The 24,221-nt window shown below is 68.3% G+C and carries 25 protein-coding genes; 16 read left to right on the top strand and 9 right to left on the bottom strand.

What is annotated here, in order from left to right; translation table 11 throughout:
* Positions 1-712, top strand: a 712-nt coding sequence (locus tag PUN71_RS20390; protein ID WP_277799866.1) for a class I SAM-dependent methyltransferase, incomplete at its 5' end; no start/stop codon positions are given.
* Between the two features lie 5 nt (positions 713-717).
* On the top strand, positions 718-1,488 hold the full coding sequence (locus tag PUN71_RS20385) for a glycosyltransferase family 2 protein (protein ID WP_277799865.1): 771 nt from the start codon (positions 718-720) through the stop codon (positions 1,486-1,488).
* A 178-nt stretch (positions 1,489-1,666) separates the two neighbouring features.
* Here PUN71_RS20385 and PUN71_RS20380 read toward each other — a convergent pair whose 3' ends face one another.
* From PUN71_RS20380 to PUN71_RS20360, 5 genes are all read right to left on the bottom strand, one after another.
* A complete protein-coding gene (locus PUN71_RS20380) occupies positions 1,667-1,924 on the bottom strand; it encodes a hypothetical protein (protein WP_043451791.1) in 258 nt (85 codons plus the stop codon).
* Positions 1,925-2,305: 381 nt separating this feature from the next.
* The gene (locus tag PUN71_RS20375; protein WP_043451793.1) at positions 2,306-3,532 is read right to left on the bottom strand and encodes a YihY/virulence factor BrkB family protein; all 1,227 of its coding nucleotides are present in this window, start codon (positions 3,530-3,532) and stop codon (positions 2,306-2,308) included.
* 107 nt (positions 3,533-3,639) lie between these two features.
* Entirely contained in the window at positions 3,640-4,308 is a 669-nt protein-coding gene (locus tag PUN71_RS20370) for a DUF3618 domain-containing protein (RefSeq protein WP_277799864.1), read from the bottom strand.
* Positions 4,305-4,736: a phage holin family protein gene (locus tag PUN71_RS20365; RefSeq protein WP_277799863.1), complete on the bottom strand. Its 432-nt coding sequence runs from the start codon at positions 4,734-4,736 to the stop codon at positions 4,305-4,307. The genes PUN71_RS20370 and PUN71_RS20365 overlap by 4 nt, the downstream gene beginning before the upstream one ends.
* On the bottom strand, positions 4,736-5,740 hold the full coding sequence (locus PUN71_RS20360) for a hypothetical protein (RefSeq protein ID WP_277799862.1): 1,005 nt from the start codon (positions 5,738-5,740) through the stop codon (positions 4,736-4,738). The genes PUN71_RS20365 and PUN71_RS20360 overlap by 1 nt, the downstream gene beginning before the upstream one ends.
* 186 nt (positions 5,741-5,926) lie before the next feature.
* On the opposite strand from PUN71_RS20360, the gene PUN71_RS20355 reads away from it, so the two are divergent.
* Complete coding sequence (locus PUN71_RS20355; RefSeq protein WP_277799861.1) at positions 5,927-6,772, top strand: hypothetical protein; 846 nt, start codon at positions 5,927-5,929, stop codon at positions 6,770-6,772.
* Positions 6,773-6,901: 129 nt separating this feature from the next.
* Here the strand turns inward: PUN71_RS20355 and PUN71_RS20350 are convergent, their stop codons facing one another.
* A complete protein-coding gene (locus PUN71_RS20350) occupies positions 6,902-7,957 on the bottom strand; it encodes an NAD-dependent epimerase/dehydratase family protein (protein WP_277799860.1) in 1,056 nt (351 codons plus the stop codon).
* Between the two features lie 148 nt (positions 7,958-8,105).
* Between PUN71_RS20350 and PUN71_RS20345 the strand changes: the two genes are divergently transcribed.
* From PUN71_RS20345 to PUN71_RS20295, 11 genes are all read left to right on the top strand, one after another.
* Complete coding sequence (locus PUN71_RS20345) at positions 8,106-9,056, top strand: sigma-70 family RNA polymerase sigma factor (protein WP_277799859.1); 951 nt, start codon at positions 8,106-8,108, stop codon at positions 9,054-9,056.
* 250 nt (positions 9,057-9,306) lie between these two features.
* The gene (locus PUN71_RS20340; protein WP_277799858.1) at positions 9,307-9,843 is read left to right on the top strand and encodes a D-glycero-alpha-D-manno-heptose-1,7-bisphosphate 7-phosphatase; all 537 of its coding nucleotides are present in this window, start codon (positions 9,307-9,309) and stop codon (positions 9,841-9,843) included.
* Positions 9,843-10,931, top strand: a complete 1,089-nt coding sequence (locus tag PUN71_RS20335; RefSeq protein WP_277799857.1) for a glycosyltransferase family 9 protein — start codon at positions 9,843-9,845, stop codon at positions 10,929-10,931. Before PUN71_RS20340 ends, PUN71_RS20335 begins: the two co-directional genes overlap by 1 nt.
* Positions 10,928-11,962, top strand: a complete 1,035-nt coding sequence (locus tag PUN71_RS20330) for a glycosyltransferase (RefSeq protein WP_277799856.1) — start codon at positions 10,928-10,930, stop codon at positions 11,960-11,962. The genes PUN71_RS20335 and PUN71_RS20330 overlap by 4 nt, the downstream gene beginning before the upstream one ends.
* Entirely contained in the window at positions 11,959-13,212 is a 1,254-nt protein-coding gene (locus PUN71_RS20325) for a glycosyltransferase (protein ID WP_277799855.1), read from the top strand. Before PUN71_RS20330 ends, PUN71_RS20325 begins: the two co-directional genes overlap by 4 nt.
* A complete protein-coding gene (locus PUN71_RS20320) occupies positions 13,209-13,919 on the top strand; it encodes a D-sedoheptulose-7-phosphate isomerase (RefSeq protein WP_277799854.1) in 711 nt (236 codons plus the stop codon). Before PUN71_RS20325 ends, PUN71_RS20320 begins: the two co-directional genes overlap by 4 nt.
* Positions 13,916-15,313: a PfkB family carbohydrate kinase gene (locus tag PUN71_RS20315; protein WP_277799853.1), complete on the top strand. Its 1,398-nt coding sequence runs from the start codon at positions 13,916-13,918 to the stop codon at positions 15,311-15,313. The genes PUN71_RS20320 and PUN71_RS20315 overlap by 4 nt, the downstream gene beginning before the upstream one ends.
* 46 nt (positions 15,314-15,359) lie before the next feature.
* Positions 15,360-16,076 (top strand): SDR family oxidoreductase, encoded by a 717-nt coding sequence (locus PUN71_RS20310; RefSeq protein WP_043451317.1) that lies wholly within the window; start codon positions 15,360-15,362, stop codon positions 16,074-16,076.
* A gap of 82 nt (positions 16,077-16,158) precedes the next feature.
* Positions 16,159-17,616, top strand: a complete 1,458-nt coding sequence (locus PUN71_RS20305; protein WP_277799852.1) for an aldehyde dehydrogenase family protein — start codon at positions 16,159-16,161, stop codon at positions 17,614-17,616.
* Positions 17,613-19,145, top strand: coding sequence for a D-glycero-beta-D-manno-heptose 1-phosphate adenylyltransferase (gene rfaE2, locus PUN71_RS20300; protein ID WP_277799851.1), 1,533 nt, complete (start codon positions 17,613-17,615; stop codon positions 19,143-19,145). The genes PUN71_RS20305 and rfaE2 overlap by 4 nt, the downstream gene beginning before the upstream one ends.
* Before the next feature lie 54 nt (positions 19,146-19,199).
* Entirely contained in the window at positions 19,200-20,135 is a 936-nt protein-coding gene (locus PUN71_RS20295) for a spermidine synthase (protein WP_043451311.1), read from the top strand.
* Between the two features lie 47 nt (positions 20,136-20,182).
* On the opposite strand, the gene PUN71_RS20290 is transcribed toward PUN71_RS20295, so the two are convergent.
* Entirely contained in the window at positions 20,183-21,079 is an 897-nt protein-coding gene (locus PUN71_RS20290) for a LysR family transcriptional regulator (protein ID WP_277799850.1), read from the bottom strand.
* A 127-nt stretch (positions 21,080-21,206) separates the two neighbouring features.
* Here PUN71_RS20290 and PUN71_RS20285 point away from each other — a divergent pair, with 127 nt between their 5' ends.
* Positions 21,207-22,583, top strand: a complete 1,377-nt coding sequence (locus PUN71_RS20285; protein WP_277799849.1) for an MFS transporter — start codon at positions 21,207-21,209, stop codon at positions 22,581-22,583.
* Positions 22,584-22,634: 51 nt separating this feature from the next.
* Positions 22,635-23,384: a 3-hydroxybutyrate dehydrogenase gene (locus PUN71_RS20280; protein ID WP_043451309.1), complete on the top strand. Its 750-nt coding sequence runs from the start codon at positions 22,635-22,637 to the stop codon at positions 23,382-23,384.
* 18 nt (positions 23,385-23,402) lie between these two features.
* Here PUN71_RS20280 and PUN71_RS20275 read toward each other — a convergent pair whose 3' ends face one another.
* Together PUN71_RS20275 and PUN71_RS20270 are read right to left on the bottom strand one after the other, a co-directional pair.
* Positions 23,403-23,666, bottom strand: coding sequence for a hypothetical protein (locus PUN71_RS20275; protein ID WP_043451308.1), 264 nt, complete (start codon positions 23,664-23,666; stop codon positions 23,403-23,405).
* A 167-nt stretch (positions 23,667-23,833) separates the two neighbouring features.
* A complete protein-coding gene (locus PUN71_RS20270) occupies positions 23,834-24,208 on the bottom strand; it encodes a winged helix-turn-helix transcriptional regulator (protein WP_277799848.1) in 375 nt (124 codons plus the stop codon).
* Positions 24,209-24,221 lie beyond the last annotated feature (13 nt).

The raw sequence follows: 24,221 nt of genomic DNA, 5'->3' as shown, positions 1-24,221 counted from the left end.
GCAGCCGTTGTCGCCCCTGCCCGGGGACGAGGCGTTGCTGGGCGGTGACTTCCTGGAGCACTTCTCGCGCGGCTACGAGGTTTTCGCCTGGACGCCGGCGCAGGACGCATCCCGGCGCCCCTATTCCAGCCACGATGCCGAGGCCGTCTTCGACGGCGTCCACAACGGCGCTCCGGACCCCTGGAACTACGCCGGAAGCTGGTACGAGCGCCGCAAAAGAGCACTCACCCTGGCTGTGCTGCCGGCTGAATCCTATGCGCACGGCCTCGAAGTGGGCTGCTCCATCGGGATGCTGACCGAAGGTTTGGCTGACCACTGCGGCAGCCTGCTGGCAGTGGATGCCAGTGGGGTTGCGGTGCGGCGTGCCCGGCAACTGCTGGCCGGCCGTCCGGGTGTCCGGGTGGAGCAAATGGTCCTTCCCGCTTCCTGGCCTGAGGGCTCCTTTGACCTGGTGGTGGTTTCCGAAGTTGGTTACTACCTGTCCCGGGAGGAGCTGGGCCAGCTGTGGGACCGGATCGAAGCGTCCGTGGACCCCGGGGGCACCCTGCTGCTGTGCCACTGGCGGCACCCCATCGCGGGCTGGGAACTCGACGGCGATACCGTCCACGCGCTGGCCCGGCAGCGGCTCGGCTGGCGGACCACAGGCCTTTACCAGGAACGTGACTTCGTACTGGAAGTGCTTGCTGGCCCGGACCGCGGGGACAGGGCCTGACACTGATGGCTCCCGGGGGAATCGGCGCAGGGCCGAACGCTATTAACCAGGTGGCCGTGGTCATTCCCGTGCACAACGAGGAAGTGCATCTGGAACGGGCGCTCGCAGCTGTCTGCGCCGCGGCGGCCCGCGTCGATGCTGAACTTCCGGGTGTGGCCGTGCAGGTGGTCCTTGTCCTGGACAGCTGTACGGACCGGTCCCTCCAGCTGGCCGAAACATGTGCTGAGCAGGACGACCGCTGGCTGATCCTGCCCGTCAGTCACCGGAGCGTGGGCAACAGCAGGCGGGCCGGGGTCCAGGCAGCCTTGGCCTGCGCCGGCAGGCCTGCGGATGCGGGCCCAACGGCGGCAGCTGAGGCGCTGCGGGATGTCTGGCTGGCCAACACGGACGCCGATTCAAGCGTCCCGGAACACTGGCTGGTGCGGCAGCTGGAGCTGGCTGCCGCCGGAGCCGACGTGGTCCTCGGCACCGTGCAGCCGGACCCCGCCAGCACCCACCACGAGCTGCTGGCCCGCTGGCACGCCAGGCATGTGTTTGTGGAGCAGCACGCCCATGTTTATGGGGCCAACCTCGGAGTCCGCGCCTCGTCCTACCTTGCAGTGGGCGGTTTTCCCGCCGTTGACTTTGACGAGGACCGCGCGCTGGTGGATCGGCTGCGCAGCAGCGGAGCTGCCGTTGTCAGCACTGACAGCACGCGGGTACTCACCTCGGGGCGGACCGCAGGCAGGGCGCCCCGCGGTTTCGCCGCCTACCTGCTGGCACTGGCGCAGCCATAGCAGTCCCCGGACAATCCGGCCGTACGGGGACGGCGGAAGGGCTGCTGCCTGGACGGCAACAGCCCTTCGCTTCAGGGACTTGGTCCCCGGTCTTATGGTTCCTGCTTTTGGTTCTTGGCGGCCTGATTCGCCGGGCGCTGTTCAGGTGCCCTGGTTCTTCAGGCCGGTTTACCGGACGCTACACCAGGTCCGGAGCGCTGGCCACGATGTAGTCGGCAGCGGCTGGCCCGGTCATGGACAGGTTGTTGCTGTCCGGGTTGATTCCGGCGTCCTGCATAGCCTCCCAGAGGGCGGCCGGTGGCTGGAGTTCAGCCTTGTGCAGGAGGCACCAACTCGTATAAAGGCCATACAGCTCGTCTCGTCCGAGGCCCAGGCCGGGCTCCCTGTCCGGGACAACTGCTTCGGCAAGAAACTGTTCAAAATGGGTAGCAGGCATGTCCGCTCATAAAGGGTTGACCATGATGCCGCCGTCTGCTTCAGCGGACCAACCGGTATCCGAGGATCCCGGCGAGGTACACACGAAAGTATTGCAGTTCACTGCTTTTTGTCCAGTCGCGGGGCTTACCGGGGACGAGCCGGACAACGAGGATGAGGGGGCCGACGGCGACTGGGGGGACTGGCCTCGGTCTCAGAAGAGGCCATCTCACCGCCGACCCCGCATAGCCCCGGACCTCCAACAGCCCGGGAAACCTCAACAGGACCTTCACAATGAATTTTCCTCCATTGTGAAGGTCCTGCCTAGTCCCTTGCTGTGGCGGCCCTTGCTGTGGTGGCCCCTTCAGCTCGGTGTCCCCTGCTCCGGGGAGCGGATGGCCTCCTAAGCGCCGGCGCCCGGCCGCCGCCCGTCGTCGGACCCGTCCTGCGCGGCCCGGTGCTGGACCTTTTCGCGGACCCGGTCGCGGTGCCGCTCACCCGGGTAACGGTCCTGGCCGTCCCCACCAGGCTCCCCGTCGCGGTCCTCACCGGAACCGGACTGGCCATTCTCCGAGCTGTACTTCTCCCTGAGTTCACGGCCGTGCTTGATGTCTTCCTCGATCTGCTGCTGCAGCTTCTCGCTCTTCTTGGTGTCGCGCGGCGGCAGCTGGATGGTTTCCTCCGCCTTGATCCCGGCCTGCAGTTCACGTCCACGCTCCACCTCGGCGTCGAACTCCGCGCCGAAAAGCAACGACATGTTCAGGATCCAGAGCCACAGCAGCATGATGATGACACTGCCCAGGGCGCCGTAGGTCTTGTTGTAGTTCCCGAAGTTCCCCACGTAGAAGCCGAAACCGAGCGAAGCGATCAGGAAGACGAACAGGGCGATGGCCGAGCCCATGCTCATCCACCGGAATTTGGGCTGCTTGACGTTGGGGGTGGCGTAGTAAAGGACCGCGATGATGGCAATGATCAGGAGCACCATGACCGGCCATTTGGCGATGTTCCAGACCAGGAGGACGGGGCCGCTGAGGCCAATCAAACCGCCGACCGCCTCGGAAACCGGCCCGCTGAGGACCAGCATGCCGGCCAGCAGTGCCACGATGACAACGGCCAGCAGCGTGACGGCCAGCATGGTGCTGCGCAGCTTCACGAAGGCCCGGCCTTCATCCACTTCGTAGACCCGGTTCATGGCCCTGCCGAAAGCCCCCACATAGCCGGAGGCAGACCACAGCGCGGTCAGCAGGCCGATCACCAGGGTGAACCCGGCGGCGGGGGCGCTGGTCAGTTCGGAGACAGGGCCGCTGATGGTGTTCACCGTCTCGGCAGGAGCGAATCCGCGCACAATCTCCAACAAGGCATTGGTGGTCTTCTGCGGGTCGCCAAAAAGGCCAAGGAGGGAGACAAGGGCCAGCAGGGCCGGAAACAGGGAGAGGACCGCATAGTAGGTCAGGGCCGCGGCCAGGTCCGGGCACTGGTCCTTGCTGAACTCCCGGAGCGTCTTCCTCGTGATGTACTTCCAGGACGGCTTGTCCAGGTCCCGGGGACTGCCAGGCTTCCTTGCGTCATCTGGAGCCGGAGCCTGGTCCGCCTTCGCGGTGCTGGTTTCGGAGTCGTCGTGAGTGGCCATGGGGTGTCCTCTCAATCAGGGGCGAAGCGGGACAGGCCGGCTCCGCGGGTGGCGGTGCCGGCCTGCCTGGTTGGAGTTATCGGCTTGTGGTGCCGTGGGGGTTGGGTCTAGGTGTTTTGGATGGTGTCTTTGGCGTCGGTGGCGCGGTCTTTGACGTCGTTGGCTGCGTATTGGCCTTCGGTTTTGACGTTTTGGGCGGCGTCGGTGGCGGTGGCCTTGACGTTTTCCATGGCTTCCTGGGCTGGTTCCTTGAGGTCCTGGGCGACGGTTTTGGCGGCGTCGGTGACCTGGGTGGCCAGGGGTTGGGCTGCGGTTTTGAGTTGGTCCGCGGCTTCGCGTTCTTTTTGGCTGGCGGGGATCAGGGAGGAGATCAGCATGCCGGCGCCGAACGCGATGAGTCCGGCGGCGAGGGGGTTGCCGGCGGTTTTGGCTTTGACCTGGTCCGGGGCGTTGGAGACGGCGGTGCCGGCGTCGGAGAGTTTGGCGGCGACGTTGTCTTTGGCCTCGTGCAGGGTGTCGGCGGCGGAGTGCGTGCCCGTGCCGGTTCCGGTGTAGGTGGTGTCGGTGTAGGTGGTGTTGTGGGTGCGGTTTTCGGGGTGGTCTGCTGCTCCCATGATTTTCTCCTTGACCCCGGTCACGGCGTCCCGGACCTTGTCGGTTTGGCGGTGGACGATGTTGGACGGGGTGACTTTGTCGGCCACGGCGTCGACGTTGGTGCCCAGGCGTGCCCGGGTGGCTTCTATGTCTGCGCGGATGACGTCGGGGTTTTCGCTCATCGGTTTACCTCGCCTGGTTTGAGGGTGGGGGGTATTTCTGAGAGGGTTTCGCCGGTTTGGGGCAGGCCCTTGATCTGCTTGAGTTCCTTGCGGCCGATCGAGGCCAGGACCGCGGCGATGATGGCCCAGATAACGGCGACGATCAGGGCGGACCAGCCCAGGGGCATGATGGCGCCCAAGGCCCACATCAGGGCCAGGGAGAGGAAGAGCAGGACGAAGTGTCCGCCGATGCCGGCGCCGGCGAGCATGCCGGCGCCTTTCCCGGCGCGGGTGGCGGATTGCTTGGCTTCGGCTTTGGCCAGTTCCACTTCCTGGCGCATCAGGGTGGACAGGTCCCGGGTGACGTCCCCGAGCAGTTCACCCAGGGACGCGTTGTCCGCTTTCACGTGCGCCGCGCTGGGCGGCGGCTCCGGAATCTGGCTGCTCATCACAGGCCACCCGTCTGGCCGCCCCGGGTGCGTTCCTGCGTCAGGGGGTCGTTTGCCATGGGGTCATCGGCGCGGGCACGGTCGCGCAGCGGGTCATCCGATTCCTGGTTCCCGGACCAGGGCTCTTCCACCAGTTGCGGGCTGTCAAGGCCGCTGGCCGGACCGGCCGCTTCCGGATAGCTGCTGCCCGGTGCACCGCCGTCATAACCGGCGGTGGTGGTGGCCGGCCCCGGCAGCTGGACGGGCGGGGGCGGAACCGTGCCACCGGCCACAGGGTAGGACTGGTTGTACTGGTCGCCGTACGCAGTGCCGGAATACTGGCCGGACAGGCCGGCAGCGCCGGTTCCTGTGGTGCGGCTTGAGGATTCCGGGGCTCCTGCGGTGAGGCCGCGGGTCAGGCGTCCGGCCAGGACGCCGGCGCCTGCCGCGAGGAGCAGGAAGGTTCCGGGGTTGTTGCGGGCGTACCGCTGGACTTCGGTCAGGAGGTCGCCGGGCTGCCGGTTCTCCAGCCAGGACGCCACCGAGGACGCGCGGTCGGCTGCCTGGCGGACCAGGTCGCTGGCCATGCCCTGCTGGTCCGGGGCGCTGGCCATGCTGTGCAGCTGGCTGGAAATATTGCGGATGCCTTCGGCGGCCTTCTGCTGCTGCGTGCCTGCCTGGCTGGTCAGGCCGGTCCTGGCCTGGTGCAGCAGGTCCTGCGCATTGGCCTTGGCCTCGTGCGCCACGTTCGCGGCCTCGCTCTTGGCAGTCTCCGCAACACTCTGCGCGGATCCTGCGGCCGTACGGGCCACATCGGCTGCCTCTTCCTTGGCGGCATCCTTGCGGGACGTGCCCGACGTGTCTGCAGTCTGGACACCGGTCGTTTGGGTGTAGCCGGACTGGCTCTCGCCGGTGAGGGGAGTAGCGGCTGATGGGAAGGTGGCGGGTTCCCGCTCACCTGGAATTCCTGTATTGGCCGGAGGTGCCGTGTAAGCGGGGTCCTCGGGCCATTGGTTCTCTGTCATCTTCGCTCTCTTTCCAAGAAGGCCGGTTGTTGATCAAGAACCAGCAATACTGGCCGTAAAATAGTAAGCATGATTACCAATAAAAGGTAAGTACCCTTGCTAAACGAGTTATAACGGTTCCAAAAAATGTCAGCCGGAATGGCGAGGGCCTGCCCGGTCACAACGAAGTGGAAAGTGGTGGGAAACGTGGACACAGCTCCATGGGTATGGGTATTGGTTGCCGTCGTCGTGGTGGTGCTGATTGTGGTGCTGCTGTTGGCCGGCGGACGGCGCCGGAAGGCGATGCAGGAAAAGCGGGACCAGGAGCACCGGGAAAAGGCTGCCGAAATCCGGCGTGAGGCCCAGAACATGGAAATTGACGCCCGCGAACGGGAGGCGAAAGCCATCCGGGCCCGGGCTGATGCCGAGCAGGCCCAGGTGGATGCCGCGAGGCTGCGGCAGGAAGCCGAGAAGCGAAGCCAGGAAGCCCAGTCACTGCGCGGAGACGTTGCCAGCCGTACCCGGAAGGCTGACGAGCTCGATCCCGATGTCGGAACCGACGACAGCCGGCGGGACCGCCGCGTGGAGCCTGACGGCGGGATGGCTGGCCGGGACGAGCGGGACCGCCCTGTGGTTGGACGGGACGAGCGGGACCGCCGCGTGGAGCATGACGGCGGGATGGCTGGCCGGACGGAACGCGACGCCGGAGTGGGCGGCGGCCTTGCCCGGGATCGGGCGGTTAGCCGGGACGGGCACGGTCCGGACGTTGCGGGTCGTGACCGCGACGCCTACAGCAGCGATGCAGTTGGATCGAATGATGCAACTCTGCGGAACGAGGAAGTTCGGCGCGGCGATGCAGCAAGGCAGGGCGATAGGGACGTCGAGGGTGTCGGGGCCGGTCAGGGCAACGGCCTGCATCAGGGCATTCCCGCCGCGGACGAACGCCCGGGTGCTCCGGAGGCTGAACCCGGCCGGCGGCGCGAAGCACGCGCGGCGGACGCTTCCGCCGCACAGGATGCGCGGGAGGACGGAAGCCCCCGCACGGGTATCTAGGAACACGGGCATCCAGGAACAGGCATCCAGAACCCCGCGGCCAAAGGCAAACCCTGCGGAAACCGTTTCGGCGGAAGCCGGTCCGGAGTCCGCGGGGTGGCGGCACGCCTGCCTGTCCAGGCTGCTTCGTCAGTCGCTGCCAGCCGGCCCGCTGCGTGGCTTGAGGACGGGGGAAGGGTTTAAGCCTTCCCCCGTTCCCACGCCCGCGAGGACCTCCTGGACGGCGGCAATCGAGGACACCCGCGGCTCCCAGCCGAGGATCCGCCGGGCGCGGCCCGTGTCCATGATGGGTGCCCCGGCCGCCATCTCCACCCAGCCTGAATCCGTGGGCTGGAGCCTCGCCCGCCAGGTGAGGTCAACGGCGGCGTGCAGCAGCCGCATGGGGATGGGGAGGATCCGCTTGGCCCCCAGGATCCGGGCAAGTTCCTGCGGATCCAGGACCGGTTCGGCCGCGATGTTGAACGCGCCGCTGGCCCGTTGATCCACCACCCGCCAATAGGCCTCCGCCACATCGTCTGCGTGGACCGCCTGGAATACCAGGTTGTCCGGAACCGGCAGCAGCGGAAGCCAGGGCTTTGGCGGCACGAACCGCGCCAGGACGCGGCCCAGGAAGTACCTGCCGATTTCACTGCCCGCATTTCCCTGGAAGATCAGCCCGGGCCGCAGCCTGGCAACGGCTATGCCCGGTTCGGCTGCGGCGAAGTCATCCAGCAGCCGCTCCTGCTCCGCCTTGTGGCGGCTGTAATGCGAGCCTGCCATCCCCGTGGCGGGCCACGACTCGTCACGCCGCTGGTCCTTGCCTGCCTTGGCGTAGGCGCCCACGCTGGACGCGCACACCACCTGCTTGACGCCCGCTGCGGCTGCGGCCTCCAGGACGTTGCGGGTGCCGGTGACATTCGTACGGTGCAGGAGGTCCAGGTTGCGGTTCGGCTGGATTTGCCATGCCAGGTGGACTACGGCATCGACGCCGGAAAGCGACTTCGCCAGCAGTGGCCTGTCCTGCTCCAGGCCCACGTCCAGGGTGTGCCAATCGACGCCGCTGTAGGGCTGCCGGGTGGTGTCGGGCAGCCTGCGGCTGATTCCCACAAGCTGCAGGGTGCCGGGTTTCCGGGCTTCCTGGCGCTGCAGGTTGCGCAGCAGTGCAGTTCCGGCATTTCCACTGGCCCCGGTGATGGCGATGCGCATGGCAAGGACTCCTTGGCAGATTGGATTGGGTGTCCCCTACATTCCGAGCGTACAGCGGAGGAGTGTTGTTTTATAAGCAACCTTATGATTTCCTACTTCTAAGTCTTGCCGCAGGCTTTCGGAACCAGACCGAGGGAAACCAAAATCCATGCCCGAATCCTTTGCCGCCCTTGCCATGCACGCCGCCCCTGCCCACCCTACGGAGCCGGGAACGGCGCAACAACAAAACCCGCCAGCCCCCTCGGGACGGCTGCGCGAGACCTTCGAAAACGACCTGGTCCTGAGGTATCTTGACCTCGCGGAAGCCCTTGCCGCACGGTTTGAGGCCCGCGGCCGGGAACGGGCGGACCTCAACCAGGTGGCCTATCTGGGCCTGGTGAAGGCCGCACGGGGCTTCGACCAGGCCAAAGGCGAAAGTTTTCCCGCCTATGCGGCGCCCACCATCACCGGCGAGCTCAAGAGATACCTCCGCGACCGGACGTGGGTTGTCCGTCCACCGCGGCATATCCAGGACTTGAGGACACGGCTGTTCCGGGCGGAGCCGGAACTGACCCAGTCACTGGGCCGTAATCCCAGCGTTGCCGAACTCGCCGGTGAGCTGGGAACTGACCCGGCAGAGGTACAGGAGGCCATTTCGGCGTCCAGCAGCATGCACCCGGATTCCCTTGACGCCGCGAACCCCAACTCGGACGCACCCTCGATCGGTGACGTGCTTGCCTGCCCGGACACACCGCTGGAGCGGCTTGAAGAGCTCGCCTGCCTGCGGGAAGCGATGCAGGACCTCAGCGAGTCGGACCGGGAGCTTCTGTACCGCCGCTACTTCTGCGAGGAAACGCAGGTCCAGCTGGGGAAGCGGCTGGGCATGTCCCAGATGCAGGTATCCCGGCGCCTGGCCAAGGTGCTGGTGGAGCTGCAGCGGCGGCTGGAGCCGGGAAACCAGCCCTGCAGCACCGAAACCGGCAACGGAACACGGTCCCGCATGACGCCGGGCGATGCAGTTTCCAGCCATGGCGCACCCTTCCGGCAGGTCCGCGGCACCGCTGCCGGCACTGCCGGCAGCGGTGCCGGACGCCGCATCAGCGGCACACGGACCAGGTAGCACGCCGCTCTTTCGCCAACCAGAACGCGGCTTCCGGCGCCAGGCCGGGATTCGACGACGGCGGACGGCGGCCGCAGGCGTACCAGCGCCGGCGACGCCTGGGCCGGCCGCCGAAGGGGGAGCCCGGGAGGAGTACTGGGCCGGAAGAACTCCTATCTTGCCTGTTCAGCGGGCCGTAGGAAGCTGCCCCGGCAGCCGAAAAAGAAGATGGCCGTGTTTAGGAGCAGCAGCAGGAGGGAACAGGTTCGTTATGGGAAGCTCTGAAACCTCCAAGCTCCGGGCTGTCCTGTTCGACCGGGACGGGACCCTCGTGGTCGATGTGCCCTACAACGGCGACCCGGGCAAAGTACGGCCCATGGCCGGCGCTAAGGAAGTGCTCGACAGCCTGCGCGCGGACGGCATAGCCACCGGAGTCATCAGCAACCAGTCCGGCATAGCCCGGGGCCTGATCACTGAAGCGGACGTGGCAGCCGTGAACGCCCGGGTGGAGGAACTGCTGGGACCATTTGACGTGTGGGAAGTGTGTCCCCACGCGGAGCAGGACGGCTGTTCCTGCCGCAAACCGGCCCCTGAAATGGTCCACAGCGCCTGCCGGAAGCTGGGCATCCACGAATCGGAGGCTGCCCTGGTCGGGGACATCGGTGCCGACGTGGGGGCGGCGGAAGCTGCCGGTGCCACGGGTGTGCTGGTGCCGACACCGGTGACACGGGCCGAGGAGGTGGCCGCGGCGCGGCTGGTCGCCCCGGATCTGGCGTCCGCCGTGGGCCTGCTGAAGGGGACACCCTGATGGGCCGCGTCCTGGTGGCCCGGCTGGACAGCATGGGCGATGTCCTGCTGGCAGGCCCTGCCGTGCGCGCAGTGGCGAATGGCCGGCACCAGTACGGCGGCAGCTCCAACCACGTGGTAATGCTCTGCGGGCGCCAGGGCGAAGCCGCGGCCGCCATGCTCCCGGGTGTTGCCGAGGTATACAGCTGGGACAGCCCCTGGATCATGAATCCTGCGCCCAAGATGACGGGGCCGCACGCTGACAGGCTGATCGACTACGTCCGCAATTCGCGCATTACCGAGGCTGTCATCCTCACGTCCTTCCACCAGTCACCGCTGCCGCTGGCCCTCCTGCTGCGGCTGGCCGGCGTGGAACGGATCACGGGTGCCTCAACGGATTACGCCGGCTCGCTGCTGGATGTGCGCCTCAAACCGGGCGAGGACTTTCCCGAAGACCAGCCGGAGGCGGAACGGGCCCTGGGCATCGCCGAGGCCGCAGGTTTCAGCCTGCCGGCCGGTGACGACGGAAAGCTGCGCGTCGGCTCCGTTCCCGACGTGACGGACCTGGTGGGTGGGGAACCGTACATTGTGGTCCATCCTGGAGCCGCTGTCCCTGCCAGGGCCTGGCCCCCACTGCACCACGCCGCCGCCGTCGAACTCCTCCAAGGTGCCGGACACCGGGTGGTGGTGACCGGCGGGCCGGGCGAAAAGTCGCTGACCGCCACGGTGGCCGGTCCCTCGGCCCTGGACCTCGGCGGACGCACCGACCTCCCCACCATGGCCGGCGTCATGGCAGGCGCCGATGCCGTGGTCAGCGGCAACACCGGGCCCGCCCACCTCGCCGCCGCGGTGGGCACACCCGTGGCGTGCCTGTTTTCCCCCGTTGTTCCCGCCATCCGCTGGGCACCCTACGGGGTGTCCCTGGAACTGCTCGGCGACCAGAACGCGCCCTGCCGCATGTCCCGCGCCCGGGTATGCCCGGTCCCCGGCCACCCCTGCCTGGATTCGGTTTCGCCGGAGGAAGTGGTGGCGGCGGTGGAACGCCTTATCAGCGGAGTGAGCTCCTTCAGCACCCACGTCAGCACCCGTAGAAAGGCCCGCAACAGATGAGAATCCTGCTCTGGCATGTCCACGGTTCCTGGACGGACGCCTTTGTGCGCGGCCGCCACGAGTACCTGCTTCCCGTCCTGCCCGAAGGCGGGGCATGGGGGCTGGGCCGCGCCGGCAGGGACTGGCCGGAATCAGTGCGGGAGGTGGACCTGGCGACGCTCGACGCCGACGCCGTGGACGCCGTCGTCCTCCAACGGCCGGAAGAAATCGACGAAGTGGTCCGCACCCTCGGCCGGATGCCCGGCGTCGACCTGCCGGCAGTCTTCGTCGAGCACAACACGCCCAAGGGCAACTTCCCGAACACCAGCCACCCGCTCGCGGAGCAAGCCAGCATCCCCGTTGTCCATGTCACCCACTTCAACCGGCTGGCCTGGGACAACGGGTCCGCGTCCACCACCGTGATCGAGCATGGAATCCCGGACCCGGGGCAGCTTTACACCGGTGAACTTCCCGAACTGGGCGTGGTGGTAAATGAGCCGGTCCGCAGGGGCCGCGTCACGGGAACGGACCTGTTGCCGGCCTTCGCCTCGGTGGCGCCCCTGCACGTGTTCGGCATGAAGACGGACGGGTTGGCGGCAGCCACCGGCATCGACGCCGCACGGCTGACGTCCCGGGGCGACCTGAAAACCCGGGACCTGCACCGGGAGCTGGCACGCTGCCGGGTCTATGTACACCCCATGCGCTGGACCTCGCTGGGGCTGTCCCTCCTTGAAGCCATGCACCTGGGCATGCCGGTGGTGGTGCTTGCCACCACGGAGGCCCCCAGGGCGGTGCCCCAGGAGGCCGGCATCGTCTCCGCCGATGTCGACGAGCTGCTCCGCTGCGCGGAGCGGCTGATCGCCAATCCGGATGAAGCCCGACGGCGCGGGCTCGCCGCCCGCGAGGCGGCGCTGGAGCGTTATGGCCTGGGCAAGTTCCAGGACCGCTGGGATGAGTTGCTGGCAGACCTGCGCACCAGGCCCCGGCACTCCGTCAACGAACGGCCGGACGAGCGGATCCTCGTTCCGGCGCGGGAGAGGAAGACTCCATGAAAATCGCCATGATTTCTGAGCACGCCAGTCCGCTGGCAGCCTTGGGCGGGGTGGACGCCGGCGGGCAGAACGTGCATGTCGCGGCGCTCTCCGAGGCCCTCGCCAAGCGCGGCCACCACGTCACCGTCTACACCCGCAGGGACGCAAAGGAGCTTCCCGAACGGGTCAGGGTGGGACGCCGCTTCGAGGTGGTCCATGTGGACGCCGGCCCCGCCCGGCATGTGCCAAAGGACGAACTGCTGCCCTATATGGGGGAACTCGCCGACGGCGTGGCCAGGGACTGGGGACAGCAGCCCCCGGACGTGGTGCACGGCCACTTCTGGATGTCCGGCCTCGCTGCCCTGGACGCCGCCCGGCGCACCGACACCGGCTACCGGGTGCCCATGCTCCAGACCTTCCACGCGCTGGGGACCGTCAAGCGCAGGCACCAGGGCGCGGAGGACACCAGCCCGGAAGCGCGCCGCTGGCTGGAACCGGGCGTAGGGCGGGCAGCCGACCGGATCATCGCCACCTGCTCCGACGAGGTCTTCGAACTGAAGGCCATGGGCATCGCCACCGGCAAGATCTCCATCGCGCCCTGCGGCGTGGACCTGGGCTTCTTCTCGCCCGACGGGCCGGTGGCGCCACGGAAGCGCCGCTACCGCATCCTCTCCGTGGGCCGCCTGGTCCCGCGCAAGGGCGTGGACCTGGTGATCCGCGCTCTTCCATACCTCAAGGCGGCAGGGATCGACGACGTCGAACTCCTGATCGTGGGCGGCGGCGCCGACTCGGCCGAAATGCATGCCGACCCGGAAATCCGCCGCCTCCTGGGCCTTGCCGCGGAACTTGGCGTGGACAGCCACGTCACGCTGCAGGGGCAGGTGTCCCGGGCCGAAATGCCCGGCATCTTCCGCAGCGCCGACGTAGTGGTGTGCGCCCCATGGTACGAGCCCTTCGGCATCGTGCCGCTGGAGGCCATGGCCTGCGGAGTGCCGGTGGTCGCAGCCGCCGTTGGCGGGCTGCGGGACACGGTGGTGGACCACGCCACCGGCCTGCACGTGCCGCCCCGGGACCCGGAGGCCATCGCGTCCGCGCTGTCTCTGCTGCTCGAAAACCCCACCCTGAGGAAGAAACTTGGCCAGGCCGGCGAGCGCCGTGCCCGCACCCGCTACTCCTGGGACCGGGTGGCCGCGGAAACCGAGAAGGCCTACCAGCTCGCCATCGCTGGCGTCCCGGCGGGTGTTGTACCCATGGAAGGAGCAGCACTGTGACTGCCGAATGGTCCCTGCGCGAAGCAGACCTGCGCACCCTGACCACGCCGCCGGCGCTGCCGGCCGTGCTCCCGGGCGCCACCTTCGTTGATCCGGCCAGTGCCGATGCCGTCCGGACCCACCTGGACAACGTGCTGCCGGCCCTGGACAGCCTGCGCAGCCAGTCCGGCCGGCTCGCCGCCTGGGGCGTGGAGCTGGCCCAGCGCCTGCTGCGCGGCCAGCGGCTCCTTGCTGCCGGCAACGGCGGGTCGGCAGCCGAGGCCCAGCACCTGACGGCTGAGCTGGTGGGCCGGTTCGATTCCGAGCGGGTCCCGTTCTCCGCCATCTCGCTGCACGCAGAATCGTCCGCCGTGACAGCCATTGCCAACGACTACGGCTACGACGACGTCTTCGCCCGGCAGGTGCGGGCCCACGGCCGCTCCGGTGACGTGCTCATGCTGCTGTCCACCAGCGGCAAAAGCCCCAACCTGCTGCGCGCCGCGGAAGCGGCCGCCCGGCTCAACGTCACCACCTGGGCGCTCACCGGCACGGGTCCCAACCCGCTCTCCGACGCCTGCGACGAGGCCGTCATGATCGACGCCCTGAACGCCAACGCCCAGGAAGGGCACCTGATCGCCCTGCACGCGGTGTGCCGCGCCTTCGACCTTGAGGTCGCCCGGCACACCCCGTCCCTTGTCCCGGGGCTCGCGAACGGCGGCCGGCCATGAGGATCGTTGTGGTGGGCGACGTGATGCTCGACGTCGACCTCTTCGGTGAAGCCACCCGGCTCAGCCCGGACGCCCCCGTCCCCGTGGTCGACGTGTCCGGCGTGCGCCGCCGCGCCGGCGGAGCGGGCCTGGTGGCGCGGATGCTGGCGCAGGACGGCTGGCCGGTCACGCTGGTAACAGTCATCGGGGATGACGACGCCGGCAGCCAGTTGCGCAGGCAGCTCGCCGGAGTGCGTCTTGTGGCGGGCAGCAGCGGCTACCCCTCGCCGGTGAAGACCCGGGTCCGCGCAGGCTCCCACCCCGTGGTCCGTTTCGACCAGGGCTGCGAAAAGACGCCGGTCCCCGAGGTGAGTCCGGCAATGCTCCGCGCCGTTGAGCAGGCCGGGGTGGTCATCGTTGCCGACTACGGCCGGGGCCTGGCAGCCAACCCGCACCTGCGGGACCTGCTGGCGCGGCTGGCCCGCCAGGTGCCCGTCATCTGGGACCCGCACCCGTCCGGCCCGGAACCCGTGCCCGGGGTTGCGGTGGTGACACCGAATATTTCCGAGGCCACGAAGGCTGTCCAGGGCGCCGGAAATCCACCCTCCGCAGACCCCGCTGCCATTGCCGGAATCCTGCTGGAGCGGTGGCGCAGCCAGGCCGTCATGGTCACCAGGGGCGAAGAGGGAGCTGTCCTGCTGCAGCAGGGCGGCGCATCCGCCACGTCCGTCCCGGCCCCGCGGGTGGAGGCGGGGGACCCCTGTGGAGCCGGCGACCGCCTGGCAGCCAGCCTGGCGGTGCACTTGCTCGCAGGACGCGACCTGCCGGACGCTGCCGCCCTCGCGGTGCACGACGCCGCCGATTTCCTCGCCGCCGGGGGAGTCTCGGCCCTGCCCGATGCCGGCAGTGCTGACGCCGCCGAAAGCCGCAAGCCTGGACCGGCCTTGCGGCCCCGCACCACTACAGAACCGCTGCTGCTGGCCCGCGCGATCCGCGAAAGCGGCGGAAAAGTGGTGGCCACCGGCGGCTGCTTCGACCTGATCCATGCCGGTCACATCCGGTCCCTCGCCGCCGCCCGGGAACTGGGCGACTGCCTCATCGTCTGCCTCAACTCCGACGACTCCGTGCGGCGCCTGAAAGGACCGGAACGGCCCATCATCGGCCAGCACGACAGGGCCGAACTGCTCCTGGCGATGGAATGCGTGGACGCGGTCATGGTCTTTGACGAGGACACGCCCGAAGCCGCCCTGGACCGCCTGCGGCCCGACATCTGGGTCAAGGGCGGGGACTACAAGGGCGCCCGCCTGCCCGAAGCAGACCTCGTGGAAAGCTGGGGCGGCCGCTGCCTCACCGTCCCGTTCCACCCCGCCCGTTCCACCACCGGCCTCGCGGATGCGCTCGCCAAGGTGAGCTGACCCCGCCTGTGCCCCTGACTTGCTCTCCCCACTGAAAGGAACACCAATGACCGCAGAATCAACTGCACCTGCCTCCACCACGCCCGGCCGCGTCCTGGTGACGGGAGGCGCCTCCGGACTGGGCGCCGCCGTCGTCGAGGCTGTCCTCCGCTCCGGCGGCACCCCGGTGGTGCTGGACCGCGACATCAGCAGCGTCTCCGGCGTGAAAGCCTTTGAGGTGGACGTCGCGGACCGCGCAGCCGTGGAGCATGCGGTCCGCGAGGCTGCTGACACCCTGGGCGGCCTGGATGCCGTGGTCACCGCGGCCGGCATCGACCGCTGCGGCAAACTGGCCGACGTCGAAGCCACAGAGTGGGAAAAGGTCATCGGGGTCAACCTGATGGGCACCGTGTCCGTGGTGCGCGCAGCCCTGCCCTACCTCAAGGAAACCCACGGCCGCGTGGTGACCGTCGCGTCCACCCTGGGCAAGCGCGCCGTTGCCGACGCCACCGCCTACTGCGCCTCCAAGTTCGGCGTGGTGGGATTCAGCCACGCGCTGGCCGCGGAAACGGGCGGCGAAATCGGCGTGACCACCATGATCCCCGGCGGCATGAAGACCCGCTTCTTCGACGACCGTACCGAGCAGTACAAGCCGCAGGACGATTCCAGGCTCAACGACCCCGCCAACACGGCGCAGGCCATCCTGTTCGCCCTGAACCAGCCCACCGGCTGCGAGGTCCGCGAAATGCTGATCTGCCACGAGGAAGAGGGCTCCTGGCCCTAAACCGGAAGCGCCGGCCACTCCTGGTGGCCGCAGCAGGACCACCAGCACTGACACGCCAGCCCTGAAAGGCGGGAGGAACACCATGCCCACCACAGTCACCGAAACGGCCGCAGGCACCGGGACAACCGACGGTTCCGGCATCACCATCCAGGACCCGCGGACCGGTGAAGTGCTCTGGACCGTGCCCGAAGCGGAACCGGACGCCGTGCAGGATGCCGTCCGCGTAGCCCGCAGGGCGGCACCCGCCTGGGCGGCAACGGCTCCCGCGGAGCGCGGCGCCGCACTCCGGGCTGCCGCCAAGGCCCTCGACGCGGCCGCCCGGGAACTCGCCGGGCTGAACGCCAGCGAAACCGGCCGCCCGGAGGACGAGGCACTGGCAGGAATCGGCGCCGCCGTTTCCACCCTCGAGCAGTACGCAGAGCTGGGGCCCGTCCACCGCGGCCACAGCCTCCGCGGCAACCGGCTCGCCACCGACTACACGCTGGCTGAGCCGCGCGGCGTGGCGGTCTTGCTGACCCCGTGGAACGACCCCGTTGCCGTGGCCTGCGGCTTGATCGGCGCTGCCCTGGTCACCGGCAACACCGTTATCCATAAACCGAGCGAGCGCTGCCCCCGGCTGGGGGAGGCGCTGGGCGAGGTCCTGGCACCTGCCTTTCCACCCGGTGTCTTCCTGACCATCTCCGGCGGCGCCGCGGTGGGGGCCGCTTTGTCTCAGGCGGAGGTCGACGTGATCGCCCACGTGGGGTCCAGCGCCTCCGGGGCCCGGATTGCCGGCGCCGGGGCCCTGACTGGCGCCCATGTGATCAGGGAAAACGGCGGCAATGACCCCCTCCTGGTGGACCGCGACGTGGATCCGGGATGGGCTGCCGAACAAGCCGCCGTCGGTGCCTTCAGCAACAGCGGCCAGATCTGCACGGCCGTGGAGCGCATCTACGTCCATCGCGACATCGCCGCCGAATTCTGCAACGCCCTCGAAGCCGAGGCCGCCCTTCGGAACAGCAAGGGCACGGTTGCGCCGCTGGTGGACCTGCGGATGCGCGACGCCGTGCACGCGCAGGTGGCGGAAGCCCTGAAGCAGGGGGCGCGGGCGGTGGAAGGCGGCGCCCTGCCGGACGGGCCGGGGTCGTTCTACCCCGCCACCGTCCTGCTCGACTGCACCGACGGGATGCAGGTCATGACCGAGGAAACGTTCGGGCCCGTGGCCCCGGTGCAGGTAGTGGACTCGTTCGACGACGGCCTGCGCCTTGCCTGCAGCGGCCGGTACGGGCTTGCCGCTACCGTCCTGAGCAGCAACATCGCCCACATCCAGCAGGCCGTGGCGGCGCTGCCGGTGGGAACCGTCAAGGTCAACGCGGTCTTCGGCGGCGCCCCCGGAGGCGCAGCCCAGCCGCGCGGCGAAAGCGGTGCAGGTTTCGGTTATGGTCCCGAGCTGCTGGACGAGTTCACGCAGGTCAAGGTGGTGCACATCAGCGCACCGCCGGCGCGCGCGGGCTCCGCCGCCGGACCAGTGGACGGCAGCGGTGGGCAGGACCTGCCATGAGCGCCTCCCGGGAACCGATCGACCTCTCCACCCAGCGGGCATTGTCCGACTGGCTGCCGGGCCGGCTGGCAGCGGAACAGCTGTCCATCCTGGTGATCGGGGACGTGATGCTGGATGGCTGGTGGAGCGGCAGCATTGAACGGCTCTGCCGGGAAGCCCCGGCCCCGGTGGTGGATATCCAGTCCCGCGAATCGGTCCCCGGCGGCGCGGCCAACACCGCGATGAACCTCGCCGCCCTGGGCGCGAAAGTGTCGGTGGCCGGAATCATCGGCTCCGACGACGCCGGCGGGGACCTGCGCACCCAGCTTGCCGCCGCGGCCATCGACGTCCGGGACCTGCAGACCCACCCGGACATGGTCACCACCACCAAGATCCGGATCAGCAGCGGCGGCCAGGTGATGCTGCGCCTCGATGACGCCGCCAAGACCGTCCCGGCCGACGCCCTCGATGCGCTCGCCGCCTCGGTGCGTGCCGCCGTCGCCGGCCGGGACGCCGTCCTGGTCTGTGACTACGGCACCGGCGTGCTCGCGGAGCCCGTCCGGACGGCGCTCGCCGACGCCCTTGGCAGCCGCCGTGACGCCGGGGAGCGCCCGCTGGTGGTGGTTGACGCGCACGATCCGCGGCCCTGGGCCGCCCTGCAGCCTGACCTGGTGACCCCGAACGCCCAGGAAACCGCGCGGCTGCTGGACCACAAACTGCCCGACGGCCAGGACCGGGTGGACGCCGTGGGTGCGGAGTCGGCGGCGTTGCTGGCGGCCACCGGCGCGCGCGCCGTAGTGGTTACCTTGGACCGTGACGGCACCGTGCTGTTGACGCCCGACGGCGTGCGGCACCGGACGTGGGCACGGCCGGCTGCCGAGAAACAGGCGTCCGGGGCAGGTGACACGTTCGTCGCGGCCCTGACGCTGGCCCGCGCCGCCGGGCTGCCGCTGACCGCCAGCCTGGACCTGGCCCAATCGGCAGCGGATGTGGTGGTGCACCAGCCGGGCACGTCCGTCTGCAGTACAGCCCAGCTCAGCCGGTACCTGGAGGCCTTCGCGGACACTGCCCTCACTGAAGAGGAACTGGAGCGGCAGATGGAAATGCACCGCGCCCAGGGGCAGCGGATCGTGCTGACCAACGGATGCTTCGACGTCCTGCACAGCGGCCACACCCGGTACCTCAACCAGGCCAAGCAACTTGGGGACATCCTGGTGGTGGCGCTGAACAGCGATGACTCGGTGCGCCGGCTCAAGGGCGCCGGCAGGCCCATCAATTCCATGGCAGACCGGGCGGCGGTGGTGGCCGCCCTGAGCTGCGTGGATTACGTCACCGTGTTTGACACCCCGACGGCCACGCCACTGATCCGGCGGCTCCGCCCTGAGGTATACGCCAAAGGCGGGGACTACACCCCGGAGATGCTGGAGGAGACCCCCGCCGTGGAGGAGTACGGCGGCCGCGTGGCCATCCTTGACTACGTGGCTGAACGGTCCACCACTGCCGTGGTCAAGCGCATCCGGGACGGCGAAGGGGCAGTGCCAACCAACTGAAGGTGCAGTCCCAACCAACTAAGGTTGAAGCATGACTGAGGCGTGGCACGGGTAATGGCAAAACGCGGACGGTCGGGGGCCAGGAACAGTATGCGGGCGGTTGCAGGCGTGGTGGAGGTCCCCAAGGGGGCAGCTGTCGACGGCCCGGTGGAGGGCGTCTACTACATCGACACCGGCGACTGCGAGCTGATCGCGGACCAGGACAACTCCACCGGCTGGCTCCTGAAAATCAACGGCGTGATGAGCTCGCACATCGACCTTGCCGATCCACTGTTCCTGGACTTCGAGTACATGCGTTGGATGGCGGCACTCATCGAGTCCCGCTGGCCGCCGCGGGACCAGTCCTCCGCCAAGCTGCGCGGGCCGCAGGAACACAAGCTGCGCGGACTGCATTTGGGTGGCGGGGCCTGCTCAATGGCCCGGTACCTCGCCGCCGCCTACCCGGATGCCCGGCAGGTGGTGGTGGAACTGGACGGGAAGCTCGCCGAATACGTCCGCGGCTGGTTCGACCTGCCCAAGGCGCCGCTGCTGCGCATCCGGGTGGGGGAGGCCCGGGCCGTAACGGAGACCCTTACCGCCCAGACCCGGGACTTCATCATCCGCGACGTCTTCGCCGGCGCCCTGACCCCGCGGCCGCTCACCACGGCGGAATTCAACCAGCACGTCAAACGGGTCCTGGCCCCGGGAGGCCTCTATGTGGCGAACTCCGGTGATGCCCCGGACCTGAAGAATGCCCGGGAAGACGCGGCCACCATCGCGGCAAGCTTCAAGCACACGGTCATCATCGCCGATCCCGCCATGCTCAAGGGCCGCCGGTACGGGAACATGGTGATGGCCGGCAGCGACGTGCCCTTTGCCGACGACCCCCAGCTGCGCCGCAGGCTCCTCGGCGGCGCCGTCCCGGCACACCTCTGGGATGATGCGCAGGTCCGGGCGTTCGCGGCCGGCACCCCGGTCCGCCACGATTCACCCCCATCGATTGCTGAGTAATCGTCGTTTTCAGCGGTCAAAACGGCATTTACTCAGCAATCGATGGGCTAACCCTTGCCCAGGAGTGCGCCGCGGTGTTCGGCCATCCGGTCCCGCAGGGCCTGCACGACGGCGGCAACGGCCGGGCGCCGCAGCGAGTCCGGGCGCAGGACCATCCAGTAGGGAAGCAGTTCACCAATTTTGTCGGGCAGCAGCCGGACCAGGTCGTCGTGGAGGTCCGCCATGAAGCACGGCAGGAACCCGACGCCGGCGCCTGCCCGGGTGGCCTCCACATGGACGAACACATTGGTGGAGGTCAGCCCGTCCCGCATGGCCGGAACCAGCCGGCGCGGTGCGTCCAGGTCATCGACCTGAAGCATCGAATCCACGAAGTAGACCAGCGGGTGGGCGTTCAGTTCGGCCACGGTGGCCGGTGTCCCGTGCTCCGCGAGGTAGGCGCGGGAGGCGTACATTCCCAGCCGGTATTCGCCGAGCCGGATGGCCTCCGCCCGGTGCACCTGCGGCTCGCCCACCACCACCTCGATGTCCAGCCCGGACCGCTGCTGCAGCGCCCGCCGGGTCATGGTCACCACTTCGACACTGAGGCCGGGATGGTCCCGCCGCAGCCGCGCCACCGCCGGGGCGGCAATGTAGGCGCTGAACCCGTCCGTCGCGGTCATCCGGACCACGCCCGCGACGGGGTCCGGTGCCTGGCCGGCCGGGCCCAGGGTGCCCATGACGGCCTCGACCTGTTCGGCCGCCCGCACGGCCCGTGCACCCAGCTCGGTCAGTTCCCAGCCGCCCGCTGCCCGGGACAGGACCCTGCCGCCCAGCGCCTTTTCCAGCGCGGCGATCCGGCGCGAGACCGTGGTGTGGTTCATGCCCAGCGCCTGGGCCGCCGTCGTGAACTTCGCCGAGCGTGACACCGCCAGGAGGACCAGGAGGTCATCGGGGTTCGCATCCATGTCTGCAATTGTGCACGCACTTGGTGCCCCTTTGGGCATTGAAGTGCAGGATTTGTGCAGCAATACTCATCTGAGTCACTTGTGCTGGGGATCACAGCACGTGTCAATGTGGACACTAGGAGAAACCATGAGCGTAGAGCAGCGCCCGGCCAACAACGCCGGGCATGCACCCGAAGGATCAGGACTGAAGAGGATTGTCGCCGCCTCCATGGTGGGAACGGTGGTGGAGTGGTACGAGTTCTTCCTCTACGCCACCGCCGCCACCCTGGTCTTCGGCAAATACTTTTTCCCTTCCACCGGCAACGAGCTGGACGGGATCATCCAGGCCTTCCTCACCTACGCCGTGGGCTTCATCGCCCGCCCGCTGGGCGGCATCGTGTTCGGCCAGATCGGCGACAAACTGGGCCGCAAACCCACCCTGCAGCTCACCATCGTGATCATCGGCATCTCCACCTTCCTGATGGGCTGCCTGCCCGGCTTCGCCGACATCGGCTACCTGGCCCCTGCCCTGCTGGTTGCCCTGCGCTTCATCCAAGGCTTCGCGCTGGGCGGCGAATGGGGCGGCGCCGTGCTCCTCGTGGCCGAACACAGCCCCAACAAGACCCGCGCCTTCTGGTCCAGCTGGCCCCAGGCCGCCGTTCCGGTGGGCAACCTCCTGGCCACCCTGGTGCTGTACATCATGTCCACGACCCTGAGCAGCGAGGCGTTCCTCGGCTGGGGCTGGCGCGTGGCGTTCTGGCTTTCCGCCGTGATCGTCTTCGTGGGCTACTACATCCGCACCAACGTCAGCGAGTCGCCCATCTTCCTCGAAGCCAAGGAACTGGTGGAGAAGGAACAGGCCGTCAGCTACGGCGTCTTCGAGGTCCTGCGCAAGTACCCCAAGGGCATCTTCCAGGCCATGGGCCTGCGGTTCGCGGAAAACATCATGTACTACCTGGTGGTCAGCTTCGCGATTGTCTACCTCAAGAGCGTGCATAAGTACGACACCTCGTCACTCCTGCTGGCGCTGCTGATCGCCCACGTTATCCACTTCGCCGTCATTCCGCAGTACGGCCGCCTCGCGGACCGGATCGGCCGCAAACCCGTCTACCTTGCGGGCGCCATCCTCGGTGCCACCTGGCCGTTCTTCGCCTTCCCGATGTTCGATACCCGCAACGCCGTGGTCATCGTCCTGGCCGTGACCATCGGGCTGTGCCTGCACGGCCTCATGTACGCCGGGCAACCCGCCATCATGGCCGAGATGTTCCCCACCCGCATGCGGTACTCCGGAGCGTCCCTCGGCTCGCAGGTGACCTCCATCTTCGCCGGTTCACTGGCACCGCTGCTGGCCACCCAATGGCTGAAGGACACGGGGTCGTGGGTGCCCACCGCCATCTACCTGGTGGTCGCGTGTGCCATCACCGCCGTCGCCGTCCTGAGCCTGCGCGAAACCAAGGGCGTAGCCCTGGAAGACGTGGACCGGGAGGATGCGGCCCGCGAAGGGCTGCTGGCCGGGCAGCGCTGACCAGGCAGTGATGGAACCCCTGGACCCCACAAGCGCAGAAGGAGAACCGCAATGGACAACACGTTGAATGGACGCAAGGCACTGGTCACCGGCGGCGCCAGCGGGATTGGAGCCGCCTGCGTGCGCGCACTTGCCGCCCAGGGCGCGAAGGTGGTGGTGGCCGACGTCGACGCCTCTGCCGCGGAGAAGCTCGCCGGGGAGGTGCACGGCACAGCCTGGGGCGTGGACCTGCTGGACACTGAGGCGCTGGCCGGCCTGGGCCTGGACTGCGACATCCTGGTCAACAACGCCGGGATCCAGCGCATCAGCCCGATCCAGGATTTCGACCCCGCGGACTTCCGCAGGCTCATCACCCTGATGCTGGAGGCGCCGTTCCTGCTCATCCGTGCCGCACTGCCGCACATGTACGCCAACAAGTTCGGCCGCATCATCAACGTCTCCTCCGTGCACGGCCTCCGCGCCTCGCCGTTCAAGAGCGCGTATGTTTCCGCGAAGCACGGTTTGGAAGGGCTGAGCAAGGTGACCGCGCTCGAAGGCGGGGAACATGGTGTCACGTCCAACTGCATCAACCCCGGCTACGTGCGGACGCCCCTGGTGGAAAGCCAGTTGGCCGACCAGGCAAAGGTGCACGGAATTCCAGAATCCGAGGTCCTGGCCAAAGTGATGCTGACCGAAGCGGCCATCAAGCGCCTGGTGGAACCGGAGGAAGTGGCGTCCCTGGTCGCCTGGCTCGCTTCACCGGACGCCGGCATGGTCACCGGTGCCAGCTACACGATGGACGGCGGCTGGTCCGCGCGCTGACGCCGGCCACGCCTGTCGCTAATCCAGGGGCCTGACCAGGCGGTGGTCGAAGAAGAAGATGCCGTACGCGGTCTTCACGCCCACCGACCGCCGGTCCTGCCATACGACGACCCCTTCGCGCCTGCCGCTGAAGGGGTCGTCGCCTATGACGGTGTCACCCACGCGGTAAGGGCAGCGGGGCCCCAAAGCCCCTGCCACCCCGCCCCATGCCTTGGCCAGGAAAGCGCCGAGGCTGATGGGCCGGCCCATGCCGGAAAGATCCTGTGCGTAGCCCTTGGCCATAAGACCGACTCCTCCAAGCGGCGTCCTGCCGCCTGCTAACGGTGCTGGTTGGCGGAATGCTCCCAGCGGAGGATCGTCCTCCCATTCCGGCCGCCACCGTACGCACACGCTATGCGCTATTCACACCAGCCACACCAGTAACAGGTACCTGTCTTTGGTGCAGGCGGCTACTTGCCGTTGATGATCTCGTCCGCGTTCTCGAAGGCCCAGGCGACCAGCGGCACCAGCAATGTGCTCAATTCATACCCCCGGTCCGTCAGGCTGTAGTCCACGCGCGGCGGAATCACAGCCTGGGCCTTCCTGCTCACCAGGCCGTCCCGCTCCAGGGTCTTCAGCGTTTGTGCCAGCATCTTCTCGCTGATGCCCTCGGCCCGCCGCCGCAGGTCGCTCCACCGCTGTTCCCCTTCGGAGAGTGAAAGCAGGATCAGGACACCCCATTTGCTGGTGATGTGGTCAAGCAGCGTCCGGCTGGGACACCCGGACGGGAACACGCCGTCGGCAAAGGCCTGGGGGAGGGGAGCGGCATGTGCAGGGGCTTCCATACCGTATAGCTTA

Origin of the sequence: Arthrobacter sp. NQ7, from assembly GCF_029581595.2 — a bacterium.
Classification (GTDB): Bacteria; Actinomycetota; Actinomycetes; order Actinomycetales; family Micrococcaceae; genus Arthrobacter; species Arthrobacter phenanthrenivorans_B.
The sequence above is the reverse complement of the archived record's forward strand: the minus strand, read 5'-3'. Positions and strand labels throughout refer to the sequence as shown.